This window comes from Paracoccus sp. DMF (genome assembly GCF_004407025.1).
GTDB lineage: Bacteria > Pseudomonadota > Alphaproteobacteria > Rhodobacterales > Rhodobacteraceae > Paracoccus > Paracoccus aminovorans_B.
Window position 1 is genome coordinate 106,911 of record NZ_SOKV02000004.1, and the last position, 13,920, is coordinate 120,830.

Annotated in this window: 15 protein-coding genes and 1 riboswitch; of the genes, 8 read left to right on the forward strand and 7 right to left on the reverse strand. The window is 69.8% G+C overall.

Going from position 1 to position 13,920, the window contains the following annotated elements:
* The first annotated feature begins 75 nt into the window (after positions 1-75).
* The 4 genes from E3D03_RS03620 to E3D03_RS03635 all read left to right on the forward strand — a co-directional run bounded on the left by E3D03_RS03620 (position 76) and on the right by E3D03_RS03635 (position 3,347).
* A complete protein-coding gene (locus E3D03_RS03620; RefSeq protein WP_263565852.1) occupies positions 76-564 on the forward strand; it encodes a GNAT family N-acetyltransferase in 489 nt (162 codons plus the stop codon).
* A gap of 55 nt (positions 565-619) precedes the next feature.
* Positions 620-1,444 (forward strand): glycosyl transferase, encoded by an 825-nt coding sequence (locus tag E3D03_RS03625; protein WP_263565901.1) that lies wholly within the window; start codon positions 620-622, stop codon positions 1,442-1,444.
* On the forward strand, positions 1,432-1,965 hold the full coding sequence (locus E3D03_RS03630) for a hypothetical protein (protein WP_263565853.1): 534 nt from the start codon (positions 1,432-1,434) through the stop codon (positions 1,963-1,965). The genes E3D03_RS03625 and E3D03_RS03630 overlap by 13 nt, the downstream gene beginning before the upstream one ends.
* A gap of 65 nt (positions 1,966-2,030) precedes the next feature.
* On the forward strand, positions 2,031-3,347 hold the full coding sequence (locus E3D03_RS03635; RefSeq protein ID WP_263565854.1) for a homoserine dehydrogenase: 1,317 nt from the start codon (positions 2,031-2,033) through the stop codon (positions 3,345-3,347).
* A 154-nt stretch (positions 3,348-3,501) separates the two neighbouring features.
* Here E3D03_RS03635 and E3D03_RS03640 read toward each other — a convergent pair whose 3' ends face one another.
* Together E3D03_RS03640 and E3D03_RS03645 are read right to left on the reverse strand one after the other, a co-directional pair.
* Positions 3,502-4,146 (reverse strand): GntR family transcriptional regulator, encoded by a 645-nt coding sequence (locus tag E3D03_RS03640; RefSeq protein WP_263565855.1) that lies wholly within the window; start codon positions 4,144-4,146, stop codon positions 3,502-3,504.
* Between the two features lie 39 nt (positions 4,147-4,185).
* Entirely contained in the window at positions 4,186-4,881 is a 696-nt protein-coding gene (locus tag E3D03_RS03645) for a M48 family metallopeptidase (RefSeq protein ID WP_263565856.1), read from the reverse strand.
* A gap of 135 nt (positions 4,882-5,016) precedes the next feature.
* Here E3D03_RS03645 and E3D03_RS03650 point away from each other — a divergent pair, with 135 nt between their 5' ends.
* Both E3D03_RS03650 and E3D03_RS03655 read left to right on the forward strand, forming a co-directional pair.
* Positions 5,017-5,340: a TIGR02300 family protein gene (locus E3D03_RS03650; protein WP_062560495.1), complete on the forward strand. Its 324-nt coding sequence runs from the start codon at positions 5,017-5,019 to the stop codon at positions 5,338-5,340.
* A gap of 70 nt (positions 5,341-5,410) precedes the next feature.
* Complete coding sequence (locus E3D03_RS03655) at positions 5,411-5,884, forward strand: NUDIX hydrolase (RefSeq protein WP_263565857.1); 474 nt, start codon at positions 5,411-5,413, stop codon at positions 5,882-5,884.
* Positions 5,885-5,887: 3 nt separating this feature from the next.
* Here E3D03_RS03655 and E3D03_RS03660 read toward each other — a convergent pair whose 3' ends face one another.
* Positions 5,888-6,526, reverse strand: coding sequence for a TenA family protein (locus tag E3D03_RS03660; RefSeq protein ID WP_263565858.1), 639 nt, complete (start codon positions 6,524-6,526; stop codon positions 5,888-5,890).
* 60 nt (positions 6,527-6,586) lie between these two features.
* Positions 6,587-6,713: riboswitch (TPP riboswitch) on the reverse strand.
* 156 nt (positions 6,714-6,869) lie between these two features.
* Here E3D03_RS03660 and E3D03_RS03665 point away from each other — a divergent pair.
* A complete protein-coding gene (locus E3D03_RS03665) occupies positions 6,870-8,036 on the forward strand; it encodes an AI-2E family transporter (RefSeq protein WP_263565859.1) in 1,167 nt (388 codons plus the stop codon).
* Between the two features lie 78 nt (positions 8,037-8,114).
* On the opposite strand, the gene hflC is transcribed toward E3D03_RS03665, so the two are convergent.
* The 4 genes from hflC to rpiA all read right to left on the reverse strand — a co-directional run bounded on the left by hflC (position 8,115) and on the right by rpiA (position 12,619).
* Complete coding sequence (hflC, locus tag E3D03_RS03670; protein WP_263565860.1) at positions 8,115-9,197, reverse strand: protease modulator HflC; 1,083 nt, start codon at positions 9,195-9,197, stop codon at positions 8,115-8,117.
* Positions 9,197-10,435: an FtsH protease activity modulator HflK gene (hflK, locus tag E3D03_RS03675; protein WP_263565861.1), complete on the reverse strand. Its 1,239-nt coding sequence runs from the start codon at positions 10,433-10,435 to the stop codon at positions 9,197-9,199. Before hflK ends, hflC begins: the two co-directional genes overlap by 1 nt.
* A gap of 61 nt (positions 10,436-10,496) precedes the next feature.
* A complete protein-coding gene (gorA, locus tag E3D03_RS03680) occupies positions 10,497-11,897 on the reverse strand; it encodes a glutathione-disulfide reductase (protein WP_263565862.1) in 1,401 nt (466 codons plus the stop codon).
* Entirely contained in the window at positions 11,894-12,619 is a 726-nt protein-coding gene (gene rpiA, locus E3D03_RS03685) for a ribose-5-phosphate isomerase RpiA (protein ID WP_263565863.1), read from the reverse strand. Before rpiA ends, gorA begins: the two co-directional genes overlap by 4 nt.
* Before the next feature lie 158 nt (positions 12,620-12,777).
* On the opposite strand from rpiA, the gene E3D03_RS03690 reads away from it, so the two are divergent.
* Positions 12,778-13,920, forward strand: a complete 1,143-nt coding sequence (locus E3D03_RS03690) for a bifunctional 2-C-methyl-D-erythritol 4-phosphate cytidylyltransferase/2-C-methyl-D-erythritol 2,4-cyclodiphosphate synthase (RefSeq protein WP_263565864.1) — start codon at positions 12,778-12,780, stop codon at positions 13,918-13,920.

The following is a 13,920-nucleotide window of genomic DNA, read 5'->3' on the forward strand; positions in this document are numbered from 1 at the left end:
CGTCGCATGGGTATTTCTACAACAAAGAAGGCTGGCCGCCGCGCGATTTGCGGCCGGTTCCCCGATGGAGCCCGCATGATCATCCGCCCCGCCGAAACCCGCGACATTCCCGCCATCCTGGATTTCTGGAACCCGATCATCCGCGAGACCACGACGATCTTCTCCAGCGAGGAGCGCACGGTCGAGAGCCTGGGGGCGATGATCGCCACCCGCCGCGCCGCCGGGCGCGAGATGCTGGTGGCCGAGGCGGCGGGCGCGGTGCTGGGCATCGCCACCTATGACCAGTTCCGCGGCGGGCTGGGCTATATCCATGCCATGGAACATACCGTCCTGCTGGCGCCCGGGGCGCGCGGGCGTGGTGTCGGCCGGGCGCTGATGGCGGCGATCGAGGATCACGCCCGGGCGCGCGGCGCCCATACCATGGTCGCGGCCGTCGATGCCGCCAATGCCGGCGGCATCGGCTTTCACGAGGCCATCGGCTTCCAGCGCGTGGGCTATCTGCCCGAATCCGGGCGCAAGTTCGGGCGCTGGCTGGACCTGGTGCTGCTGCAGAAGATCCTGTGAGGCTTGCCGCCGTGCGGCCTGCGTGCGAATGTCGCGGGCAAAACGCGAGGCGGGCATGGACGACGGGCGCAACGGCACGGTCAAGCAGGTCATCTGCATCAAATGGGGCACGAAATTCGGGCCCGAGTTCGTGAACCGGCTGCATGCCATGGTGGCGCGGAACATCACGCCGCCGTTCCGGCTGTACTGCTTTACCGACGACGGCGCCGGCCTGCATCCCGACATCGCCGTGCGGCCGCTGCCCGAGTTCGACTACCAGGCGCCGGTCAATACCAAGGGCAAATGGCCGAAGTCCCGGCTGTGGGGCGATCTGGGCGACGTGCAGGGCGTGGTGCTGTTCCTGGACCTCGACGTGATCGTGACCGGCAGCCTCGACGATTTCTTCGCCTTTGGCGATCCCGACGATACCGTGCTGGGGCTGAACCCCAACACGCCCTTCGAGAAGATGGGCCAGACCTCGGTCTATCGCATGCGCGTCGGCAAGCTGAAGCCCCTGCAGGACATCTTTCGCGCCGATCCGCAGGCCGCCGCCGACAAGTTCCGCTATGAGCAGCGCTTCGTCACCCGCAATGCGCCGGGTGGGGTGAAGTTCTGGCCCAAGGGTTGGCTCGCGCATTTCCGCATGCATTGCGTGCCGAATTTCCCGCTGAACTATGTCCGCGCGGCGCGGGTGCCGGCGGGGACGCGCATCGTGATCTTTCCGGGCGACCTGAACCCGCCCGATGCCATCCTGGGCCGCTGGAGCGACAAGGACCAGCATCGTGCGCCCCTGGACCATCTGCGCGCCGCCTTCGACGGCCGCCGGCGCGAGAGCCTGGGCAAGCACCTGCGCCATTACCTGCGCCCGGTCGGCTGGGTTTCGGCATTATGGCGGGAATAGGCGCCGCGCCCGAGACGCATTTCACCCTGCCCGCCGATTTCGCCGCGGGCCTCGGGCAATGCGTGGCGAGCTTCGGCTGGCTCGAGGAGATCATCAAGCGCACCATCTATGCGCTGGACCGTGCCCGGCTGGCCGACGACCTGACGTCCGAGGAATTGCAGGCCTGGCTTGCCCGCATGGGCAGCCTGGCCGACGATTCCCTGGGCACGCTGATCGAGCAGCTCGACGCCGCCATGCGCCGCCATCCCGGATTGCGCGACCGCAACAAGATCACCGACCGGCTGGGCGAGATCCGGCTTTACCGCAACCTGCTCTGCCATGCCTCGTGGCGGCCGACCGAGCGCAAGACGCATTGGCATCCGGCCTTCGTCAGCGCCAAGGGCGAGGTGCGGCCGGTGCCGATGGCGCTCGACGACCTGGAGCGCATCCGCGCGCAGACCGTCGAGACCGGCGGCCGCGTGCTGCGCGTCATGCGCGCCACCGGCGAGCCGGGCTGCTGGGCCGGCGACGACGAGGCGTGAAGCCTTGCGTTGCAAGCCCGCGCCGCATCCGCTAACACCGCAACGTCCATAGATAAGAGTTTCGCATGTCCGCCCAGAACCAGGGGCAAAACGCCTCGCCGCTCCGTCTTGGTATCGCAGGTCTGGGGACCGTCGGCATCGGCACCGTCAAGATCATCCAGAAGCACGCCGCGCTGCTGTCCCAGCGCGCCGGCCGGCCCATCGCCATCGCCGCGGTCTGCGCCCGCGACCGGCTGAAGAACCGCGACGCGGACCTGTCTTCCTATGGCTGGGAGGAGGACGCCCGGGCGCTGGCGCTGCGCGAGGATGTGGACGTTTTCGTCGAGCTGATCGGCGGCGACGAGGGCGTCGCGCGCGAAGCGGTGACGGCGGCGCTGAAGGCCGGCAAGGACGTGGTGACCGCCAACAAGGCGCTGCTGGCGATCCACGGCCAGGAGCTGGCGGAGCTGGCCGAGGCGCATGGCCGGGTGATCCGCTTCGAGGCGGCCGTCGCCGGCGGCATCCCGGTGATCAAGGCGATGACCGAGTCGCTGGCCGGCAACGAGATCCGCCGCGTCATGGGGGTGATGAACGGCACCTGCAACTATATCCTGACCCGGATGGAAAGCGCCGGACTGCCCTATGAGACGGTGTTCGAGGAGGCGCGGCAGCTGGGCTATCTGGAGGCCGATCCGACGCTGGACGTGGGCGGCATCGACGCCAGCCATAAGCTGGCGATCCTGGCCGCCATCGCCTTCGGCACCCGCCCCAGCTTCGACGCGGTCGAGATCGAGGGCATCGAGCGGGTCAGCATCGACGACATCCGCCGCGCCGCTGACATGGGCTATCGCATCAAGCTGCTGGGCGTGGCGCAGATGACCGGGCGCGGGCTGGAGCAGCGCATGTCGCCCTGCCTGGTGCCCGCCGATAGCCCCTTGGGGCAATTGCAGGGCGGCACCAACATGGTGGTGATCGAGGGCGACTCGGTCGGCCAGATCGTCTTGCGCGGTGCCGGCGCCGGCGAGGGTCCGACCGCCAGCGCCGTCATGTCCGACGTGGTCGAGATCGCGCGCGGCGTGCGCATGCCGAGCTTCGGCCAGCCGGCCTCGGCGCTGGCCCGGCCGCAGCCGGCGCGGACCGCGGTGCCCGCCGCCTATTACATCCGGCTGGCGCTGACCGACAAGCCGGGGGCGCTGGCCAAGGTTGCCACGGTGCTGGGCGATTCCGGCATCTCGATCGACCGCATGCGGCAATACGGCCACCAGCAGACCGCCGGCGTCGCCCCGGTGCTGATCGTGACCCACAAGACCACGCCCGAGGCCATCGACCATGCCATCGAGGCGCTGCCGAAGACCGGCGTCATTGCCGGCGAGCCGGTGGAGTTGCGCATCGAGGAGGTCTGAGCCGCCGGGTTTGGGTAATTGGAAAACGGAACGTGACTGGCGCCGTGCCCCCCGGGTGCGGCGTTTCTGTTTTATGGCGAGAGATCGGCAGCGGCGGCGGCTTGGGTCGCGGCCGGTTCGGGTATTTGGCAAACAGAGAAAGCCAGAGGTCGCGTCAGCTGGCCGAGAGGTGGCGCAGCCCGTGGGTCACGTCGGCACGCACGGCAAGCCGCAGGCCGGGTTCGTCGCCGGCGCGCAGCGAGGCCAGGATCATGCGGTGGTGGCGCGGCGGCTCGTGGCGCTTGACCCGGCCATAGAGCGCCCGCATCGTCGGGCCGAGCTGCAGCCAGACCGTCTCGACAATGGCCAGCATCGCCGGCGCCTGGGCGCGCAGGTAGAGGATGCGGTGGAATTCCAGGTTGGTGCGGATATAGGTGACGCCGTCATGGCTTTCGGCCGCCTCGCCGATGGCGGCGTTGATGATGGCCATGCGCTCGATCAGCGCCTGGTGGGCGCGGGGCAGCGCCCGGGCGGCAAGTTCGGGCTCGATCAGGCCGCGCAGGGCGGCGAGTTCCTCGATGCGCTCGACCGAGAGTTCCGGCGTGGTGATGCGGCCCGAGGAGGAAAGCGTCAGCGCCCCTTCGGCGACCAGGCGCCGCACCGCCTCGCGCGCGGGGGTCATCGAGACGCGGTGCTCGGCCGCGATGCCGCGCAGCGTCATCGGCAGGCCGGGCGGCAATTCGCCCAGCATGATGCGCTGGCGAAGGCTGCGATAAAGCCGCTCATGCGCGGCGGTTTCCGAATTGCGCGTCACTGTCATGCCATCTCTGTGATCACAAATGCGCGCGGCGTCAATCCGTCAGATGCGGAAACGCCAGGCCAGCAGCTCGTGGCCGTGGCGGCGCAGCCAGGCGCGGTGGCGGGCATGGCCGGGCAGCAGCCGTTCGGTCGCGGCCCAGAAGGCGGGCGAGTGGTCCATATGCGCCAGATGCGCGACCTCATGCGCGGCGACATAGTCCAGCACTTCGGGCGGCGCCATGGCCAGGCGCCAGGAAAACATCAGCCGGCCGTCATGGGTGCAGCTGCCCCAGCGCGAGCGGGTGTCGCGCAGCGCCAGCGCCCGGAACGGCCGCCCCAGCCGGGCCGCGTGGCGGTCGCAGGCGGCGATCAGCCGCGCCTGCGCGAGGTGTTTGAGCCAGGCCTCGACGACCACCCCTGGCGGCCGGCCCTGCGGCACCAGCAGCAGGTCGGCGGTCAGCTCGACGCGGCGGGTCTCGGCCGGGCGGATCAGGCGCGGCACGCCCTCGACGGGCAGCTGGACGCCATGCGCGACCAGTTGCAGCGCCGGCATGTCGGCGCGGACCTGGCGCAGCCATTCGGCCCGCGACTCGGCAAAGGCCTGGCCGTCGCGCAGGCTGGCGCGGCTGGGCAGGGTCAGCACCACCTCGCCCCCCGCCCGTGCCACGCGCAACGTCATGCGCCGCGCCCGGGACGAGCGGCGCAGCGTCACCGGGATGTCGCCGCCGACCCAAATCCTGTCCTTGCCTGCCTGCATCTTGCGGTGCCCTGCCTTTCGGCCCATATTTCCACCGCGCCGCCGTCCCGACGCAAGGGGAAAAGCCTTTGACAGCCCCTTCTGGCTATGGCAGGGGACAGCGGATTTACCTGAACGCGGCAGAAAGAGAATACCATGCCCAAAGAGGAATGGGGCACGAAACGCCTTTGCCCCCATTGCGCCACGCGCTTCTACGACCTGACGAACGATCCGATGACCTGCCCGGCCTGCGGCGCCTCTTTCACGGCGGAAAGCCTGACGAATGGCCGCTCGCGCTCGCTGATCTCGGAAAAGACCGCCGCGCGCGACGAGGATCAGACCGATCTCGTCGATGACGAGGATCTGGACGACGACGCCGATTCCGGGGATCTGGACGACGATCTGCTGGACGACGACGATGACGACGGCGACGTGTCGCTGGACGACATCGCCGACGTGGCGGATTCGGACGACGAATAGGCCGCGAGCGGCCGCGATCGCCCCGGCCGGCCCTTGCCGCGCCGGGGCTTTTTCGTGATCGGAGGGGGCCATGCGCATCATCGACCGCCAGGCCATGCGGGCCATTCTGCTGACGCCCGAGGACCGGGTGCTGCTGATGCGCGTCGACTATGGCACCGGCGACTGGTGGATCACCCCGGGCGGCGGCGCCGAGCCCGGCGAGACGCCCGAGGCGACGCTGCGCCGCGAACTGCGCGAGGAGCTGGGCTTTGCCCTGCCCGCCTTCGGCCCGCTGGTCTGGCGCCGCCGCTTTACCCTGCCCTTGCCGCAGGCGCGCTGGCGCCAATCCGAGCATTACTTCCTGATCGAGACGCCGGAGTTCCGGCCCGTGGTGCAGGACGCGCCCGAGGCCGGCCTGATCCGCGAATTCCGCTGGTGGAGCCTGCCCGAGCTGCGCCACAGCAGCGAGAACCTGGCGCCGGCCGCGCTGGCGCGAATCGTGCTGGACTATCGCGAAGGCGGCCCGCCGCGCGAGCCGCCCCCCTTCGAAATCATCGAGGATTAGACACTAAGCCTCATAGGCATCATCGAAAAATTCGACTTCCAGCCGGGCGGCGCGGCGAAAGAAGTCGCGCACCTGCGCGGCCTCGGCCGGGCCGGTGCGGTCCAGCTCGGCGCGCAGGAAGGCCACGAAATCGCGGAAGAACGCATTGTCGTGCAGCGTGATCCATTCGGCATGGACGAAGTTTTCCGGCAGGGTCTCGGCCTGCATGGCCCAGTCGAGGTAAAGCCCCTCGGCCACGTTCAGCACCGCCAGCACCGCTGGATAAGAGCGGGTCGCGGCAGCCTCGCGCAAGATGGCCTGGAAGCCCTGCGTGGGCGCGCTGTCGGGAATGGCGGCGCGCTCGGCCTCCGAGACGCCCAGGGCGGCGAAGGCGCGCAGGAAATAGTCGTTCTCGTCGCTTGAAACCATACCGGCGAAGCGGCCGAAGCGCAGCCGCGATTCGAAGCGGTCGGCGCTGGCGATGGCGGCACCGAGCAGCGTCAGGAAAGCATCGAGGAAACGGTGGTCCTGCACAAGATAGCGCGCCATGACCGCATCCCCGATGCGGCCGGCCAGCAACTCGTGCACGAAGCGATGGCCGGTCGCGGCCTGCCAATCGGCGGCGCATTCGTCGCGCAGGGTTTCAAAGAAGGTCTGGGGCATCCTGCCCTCCTGGCTTGGGGCGGGGCCGGGATGGCCCCGGGGTGGGGCCGGCATCAGGCAGGCGCACGGACTGGCCATCCCTTCGCCGGCATGATCCGGATCAGGTTCGAAGGGTCACCGCGCCGCGCGGGGCTTGCCCTTGCCAGCGATCTCTCAGCCCCTTGCCGGGGCTCCCCTTGGTCGCGGCGATCCTAGCCGTGCCGGCCGCGGCTGTCACGCCCCCGACATGCCTGCGCGGCAGGCTTGACCCGGCCGGGACGGCATTCCGGCTTGCAGCGGCGGGCGTTCTGTTATCTCGTTGCGCCAAGATGCGTCCGCGCGGCGCCGGACAGGACCGGAGACGATGACCACAGGCCCAGAGCCAAGCCCCCAGACCGCACCCCACCCCGCCCAGGCGCCGCGCCAGACCGGGCTGCGCCTGCACCGGCCGCCGCTGGTGACCAATATCTCGGCGGCGCGCTGGCTGTTGCTGGCGATCGTCGCGGCCTCGATCTATTTCTTCCACGGCTTCCTGGTGCCGGTGCTGGCGGCGATGGTGATCGCGCTGGCCAGCTGGCCGCTGCGCGAGCGGGCGGTGGCGCGTGTCGGGCGCACCTGGGCCGCGACGGCCCTGGTGCTGGTGCTGGTCTGCTTCCTGGTCGTGCCCATCGCCATGGCGCTGATCTATGCCTTCCGCGAGCTGCGCGACTGGATCAACTGGGCGATCATGGTCAATTCCACCGGCGCGCCGACGCCGGGCTGGATGGTCCAGCTGCCGCAGGTCGGCGACTGGCTGGACGAGAACTGGCACACCTATATCGGCCGGCCCGGCGGCATCTCGGAAATCGTGCAGCTGGTCTCGGGCTCGAACATCGGCGCGATCTATCGCGGCGCGGTGACGGCGGGCTCGCTGGCGTTCCACCTGGCGCTGACGCTGCTCTTCATGCTGATCACGCTCTTCGTGCTGTATCGCGACGGCGACAAGTTCGTGGCCCAGGTCGACCATATCGGCCGCCGCATCCTGCCCGACCGCTGGAGCCGGCTGTCGCGCGTGGTGCCGGCGACGATCAGCTCGACCGTGACCGGCATGACGCTGATCGCCATCGGCGAGGGGGTGATCCTGGGCACCGCCTATTGGCTGGCCGGCGTGCCCTCGCCGGTGACCTTCGGCGTCATCACCGGCTTCATGGCGCTGATCCCGGGGGGTGCGCCTTTGTGCTTCACGCTGGTCTCGGCCTATCTGGTCGCCAGCGGCTCGCCGGTGCAGGGCGCGGCGCTGTTCATCTGGGGCACCTGCGAGCTGTTCGTGGTGGACAAGACCATCCGGCCGGTGCTGGTCGGCGGGCCGGTGAAGCTGCCCTTCCTGCCGACGTTCTTCGGCCTCGTCGGCGGGGTCAAGACCATGGGCATCGTCGGGCTGTTCGTCGGGCCGGTGCTGATGGCGCTGCTGGTCTCGATCTGGCGCGAATGGCAGCGCGAGGTGACCGAGGATGAGGCCCGCCGCGCCGGCCTGCTGGCCGAGACCCGCTAGTCCGGGCGACGGCGCATGAAAAAAGGCGGGGCGCAGAGCGATGCGTCCCGCCTTTTCCGTTTTCGTCGCGTGCCGCGGTCAGTTCGCCGGCACGGCCGGTTCCTGCTGCGGCGGGCTCGACAGCGCCTCGGGCATCGGCGTCAGCGTGACGCCCGAGCTCGCGCCCAGCGGCTCGCCCTCGCGCGTGGTCTCGGTCGGGGCGACCGTATCCTCGGCGGCGGCGCCGGTCGCCGGCTCGGCCGAGGCCGAGGGTGCGGCCGGGGCCGGGGTCGGCACCGGGTTGGCGCGGTCGGAACCGTCGTTGCGCAGATAGTCGAAGAACTCGCCATCGGGCTTGATCACCAGCGAGCTGTTCTCGCCCTTCAGCGCCCGCTCATAGGAGGTCATGGAGCGGGTGAAGGCAAAGAACTCGGGATCGCGGCCAAAGGCATCGGCATAGATGGCGTTGCGGCGGGCGTCGGCCTCGCCGCGAACCACCTCGGCGCGCTTGCGGGCCTCCGAGGTCAGCTCGACCACGGTGCGGTCGGCGGCGGCACGGACGCGCTGCGCCGCCTCGCCGCCGCGGGCGATCTCGTCGGCGGCCTCGCGCTCGCGCTCGGCCCGCATCCGGGCATAGGTCGCGGTCAGGTTCTGCTCGGGCAGGTCGGTGCGGGTCAGGCGCACGTCGATGACGCGGATCCCCAGCGCCTCGGCCTCGCCGCGCGCGCCGTCGCGGATGCGGTTCATCAGCGCGGTGCGGTCGTCCGACAGCACGGTGGTCGAGGGCACCGAGCCCAGCACGCGGCGGATCACGTCGTTGATGATCGAATCCAGCCGTTCCTGCGCGCGGGGCAGGCCGCGGCCCTCGGTCGCCTGATAGAGCTTCTGCGCGTCGAGCACCTGCCAGCGGGCAAAGGCATCGACCACCAGCCGGCGGTCGTCCAGGGGCGTCACCTCCATCGGCCGGGTCGGCAGGCCGAGGATGCGGGCATCATAGCGCACCACGCTGTCGATGAAGGGCACCTTGATGCCGAGGCCGGGGTTCTCGCGCACCTCGACCACCTCGCCAAAGCGCAGCACCAGGGCCTTTTCGCGCACGTCGACGATATAGACCGAGGCCGCCACGATCACCGCGATGACGACCAGGAACGGCAGGACCAGGACAGAGATTGCACGGTTCATCACTGGTTCCCCCCGTTGTTGGTGCCATTGTTGCTGCCGGCATTGCCGGTGGCGCCGCTGCGCAGCTGGTCGAGCGGCAGATAGGGCACGACGCCCTGCCCGGCCTCGCCGTCGATGATGACCTTGTTCGCCTGGCCCAGAACTTTCTCCATGGTTTCCAGATACATCCGGCGCCGCGTCACCTCGGGCGCCTTGACATATTCGTCATAGACCGAGTTGAAGCGCGCGGCCTCGCCCTCGGCATTGTTCACGGCCTCGGCGCGATAGGCCTCGGCGCGCTCGACCACGGCGGCGGCTTCGCCGCGCGCATTGGCCAGCACCCGGTTGGCATAGGCGTCGGCCTCTTTCTCCAGCCGGTCGCGTTCCTGCTGGGCGGCCTGCACCTCGCGGAAGCTGTCGATCACCTCGCGCGGCGGGTCGGCGCGCGCCAGGTTGACCCGGACGATGTTGACGCCGGAGTCGTAGGAATCCAGCGTGCCCTGCGCGGCGCGCTCCAGCTCGGCCCGGATCTGCTCGCGGTCGCGGTTCAGGATCGGCGCCAGTTCCGACCGCGCCACGATGTCGCGCATGGCCGATTCCGCCACGGCGCGGATGGTGTCGTCGGGATCGGCCAGGTTGAACAGGAATTTCTCGGGGTCCGAGACGTTCCAGACCACCTGATATTGCATGTCGACGATGTTCTGGTCGCGGGTCAGCATCAGCCCGCTGTCGTTCGGCCCGGCCTGGCCGGTGCCGATTTCCGTCACCCGCTCGCCCGAGACCTGGACCAGTTCCTTGGTCACCACCGGCCAGGGCGCGAAGTTCAGGCCCGGATCGCCAAGCGCATAGGGCCGGCCGAACAGCAGTTCGACCGAGCGCTGGCCCTCGTCCACGGTGTAGAAGCTGGTGAAGGCCCAGAGCGCGGCCACGGCCAGCGCGCCGATGCCCCAGGTGCCGCGGCTCATCTGGAACTGCGGGCCGGGACGGCGCGGTCCGGTGCCGCGCGGGCCGCCGCCGCCGCCCTTGCCGCCCATCAGCACGCGCAGCTTGTCCTGCCCCTTGCGGACCAGTTCCTCGATCTCGGGGATCTGCTCGCCCCGGCGCGGACCCTGCGGGCGGTCGTCGCGGCCGCCCTGGTTGTTGCCTCCGGCATTGCCCCAGGGGCGCGGACCGCCCTTCTGGTCGCCCCCCTGCGGCGGCTGCTTGCCGCCCTTGCCGTCATCTCCGCCGCCGCCGCCCCAGGGGCCTTGTCCCGCCATCCGTCTCGTGCCTCGCTCTTTTGTGTCTTCCCGTTGGAAACTGGTGCCTTCGGTCGAAAAATCAAGCCGATGCGTCGGCTTTGTCGGAATTGTCATCGCCGATGCGGCGCGTGGGCTTGCGCATGGTCACCAGCTCTTCGGCCAGGGTCGGATGCACGGCGATCGCCGCGTCGAAATCGGCCTTGGTGGCGCCCATGCCCATGGGGATCGCGACCATCTGGATCATCTCGCCGGCCTCGGGGCCGAAGATGTGGCAGCCAAGCACCCTGTCGGTCTCGGCATCCACGATCAGCTTCATCGCCGCCCGCGCGTCCGAGCCCGCGAAAAGCGAGCGCATCGGCCGGAAGCTGGCGACATAGATCAGCGCCGGGCCGCGCGCGGCGGCTTCCTCTTCGGTCAGGCCGACCGTCGCCAGCTCGTGCGGGCGGGTATAGACGGCGCTGGCGACCAGGCCGTGATCGACCTTGCGCGGCTTGGCGCCGAAGACGGTATCGGCGAAGCTGTGGCCCTCGCGGATCGCGACCGGGGTCAGGTTCACCCGGTCGGTCACATCGCCCACGGCATAGATCGAGGGCACCGAGCTTTGCGACCATTCGTCCACCACGATCTCGCCCTTGCGGCCCAGCTTGACGCCGGCCTGTTCCAGCCCCAGCCCCTTGGTATAGGGCGCGCGGCCGGTGGCGAAGATCACCGCGTCGAAGACCTCGCTGCTGCCGTCGGCGAAATCGACGCGGCGCGCCTCGCCCTCGGCCGCCAGCCGGACCGGGTTGCTTTCCAGCCGCAGGTCCACGCCGATCATGCGCAGCTGCTCGGTGGCATGGCGGCGCATCTCGCCGTCGAAGCCGCGCAGCACCGCGTCGCCGCGATAGGACAGCGTGGTCTGGCAGCCCAGGCCCTGCAGGATGGTGGCGAATTCGCAGGCGATGAAGCCGCCGCCCACCACCAGCACCCGGCCCGGCAGGTCCTCCAGCAGGAACAGGTCGTCCGAGATCAGCCCCAGCTCCTCGCCCTCGATGCCGGGCAGCGCGGGCCGGCCGCCGGCCGCGATCAGGATATGCTTGGCGGTCAGGCGCTGGCCGTCGGCCAGTTCCACGGTATGGGCATCGGCCAGCCGGGCACGCTGCTTGTGGATGTCCACGTTCGCGGCGGCCAGCCCGCCGGTATAGGCCCCTTCCAGCCGGGTCAGTTCGGCATCCAGCTTGTGGCGGAACATGGTCCAGTCGAAGGCGCCGGCGCCGGCGGTCTGCCAGCCATAGCCGCGCGCCTCGGCGGCATGGGCCTCGGCCTGGCTGGCGAAGATCATCAGCTTCTTCGGCACACAGCCGCGGATGACGCAGGTACCGCCCATGCGGCTTTCCTCGGCCAGGCCGACGCGGGCGCCGTGTTCGCTGGCCGCGATGCGCGCCGCGCGCACCCCGCCCGAGCCGCCGCCGATGACGAACAGGTCATAGTCGAAAGTCATTCGATATCCTCACGCAGCAGTTCCACCACCGAGCCGTCGGGACAGCCGATGATCGCAAGCTGGCAGATATTCAGGAACAGCCCGTGTTCAACCACCCCGGCGATCGCCGAAAGCCGCCGCGCCAGCGCCTGCGGGTCCGGGATCGCTTCCAGCGCAAGGTCGAGGATGTAATTGCCCTCATCCGTCAGCAGGGTTTCGCCGTCGCGCTTGCGCAGCAGGATCGGGCGATGCTTCAGCCCCAGGTCGTCCAGCGCGTGCTGGATCTGCGTCTTGGTGGTCTGGCAGCCGAAGGGAATCACCTCGACCGGCAGGTGGAAGGCGCCGAGCCGGTCCACGACCTTGCCCTGGTCCGCGATCACCACCATGCGGTCCGAGGCGGTGGCGACGATCTTTTCGCGCAGATGCGCCGCGCCGCCGCCCTTGATCAGGTTCAGGTCCGGGTCAACCTCGTCGGCGCCGTCGATGGTCAGGTCGAGCCAGCCGATGTCGTTCAGATCCTCGACCCTGAGGCCCAGCGAGGTCGCAAGCTCGGCCGTGGCCTTCGAGGTCGCGGCGCAGCGCAGTTCGAACCCTTCCTCGGCGACCCGCTGCGCCAGGCGGCGCACGAAGATCGCGGCGGTCGAGCCGGTGCCCAGGCCCAGCCGCATGCCGGGCTGGACCAGCGCCACGGCGGCGCGCGCGGCGGCGTCCTTGGAAAGATCGGTCTGGGCGGGGTCGGTCATGGCGAAATCCTTGGCAGGGGCCCGTCGCGGGCGGTCGCGAATCTTATAGGACGAAAGCGCGCGCCTGGGCCATGGCCGGCGGCGATTTTCCCCTGCGGCAATACGCGGGCGGCGCTGGCGATTGCCTCGCGCGGGCGGCTGACCTAAAGCTTGCCGCCATGAGAATACCCGACACATATGCCGTCATCATCACCGCCGCCGGCCGCGGCACCCGCGCGGGCGCGGGGTTGCCCAAGCAATGGCGCAGGCTGTCCGGCGCCACGGTGCTGGCGCGCAGCATCGCGGCCTTCGCGGATTTCCCGCGCATCGTGGTGACGCTGGCGCCCGAGGACATGGCCCGCGGCGTGGCCGAGCTGTCCGGCCCGGTGACGCTGGTCGCAGGCGGCGCCACCCGCGCCGAAAGCGTGCGCGCGGCGCTGGAAAGCCTGTCCGGCAGCGGCGTGACGCATGTGCTGATCCATGACGGCGCCCGGCCGCTGGTTTCCACCGCGGTGATCGAGGCCGTGGTGCAGGTGCTGGCGCAAGGCGCTCCAGCCGCCGCGCCCGCCCTGCCCGTCACCGATGCGCTGTGGCGGGCCGAGAGCGGCCTCGTGCAGGCCACCGCCGCGCGCGACGGGCTGTATCGCGCCCAGACCCCGCAGGGTTTCGCGCTGGCGCCGATCCTGGCCGCGCATCGCGCCGGCCCGACCGACGCCGCCGACGACGTGGAACTGGCGATCCGCGCCGGCATCCCCGTCACGGTGACGCCGGGCGACGAGGACAATCTGAAACTGACCTATGGCGCCGATTTCAAGCGCGCGCGCCGGATTCTGGAGGGGACCATGGACATCCGCCTGGGCAACGGCTTCGACGTGCACGCCTTTACGACCGGCGATCATGTCTGGCTGTGCGGCGTGAAGATCGCGCATGACAAGGCGCTCTTCGGCCATTCCGATGCCGATGTGGGCATGCACGCGCTGACCGACGCGATCTATGGCGCGCTGGCGCAGGGCGACATCGGCCGGCATTTCCCGCCCTCGGACCCGCAATGGAAGGGGGCCGAGAGCCATATCTTCCTGCGCCACGCCGCGGAACTGGCCCGGCAGATGGGCTATGAGATCTCGAATGCCGACGTGACGCTGATCTGCGAGCGGCCCAAGGTCGGCCCCCATGCCGGCGCCATGGCGCTGCGCCTGTCCGAGATCACCGGCGTCGAGTTCGACCGCATCAGCGTCAAGGCCACCACCTCGGAACGGCTGGGCTTCACCGGGCGCGAGGAAGGCATCGCCGCCATCGCCACCGCAACCCTGATCCGCAGGTGA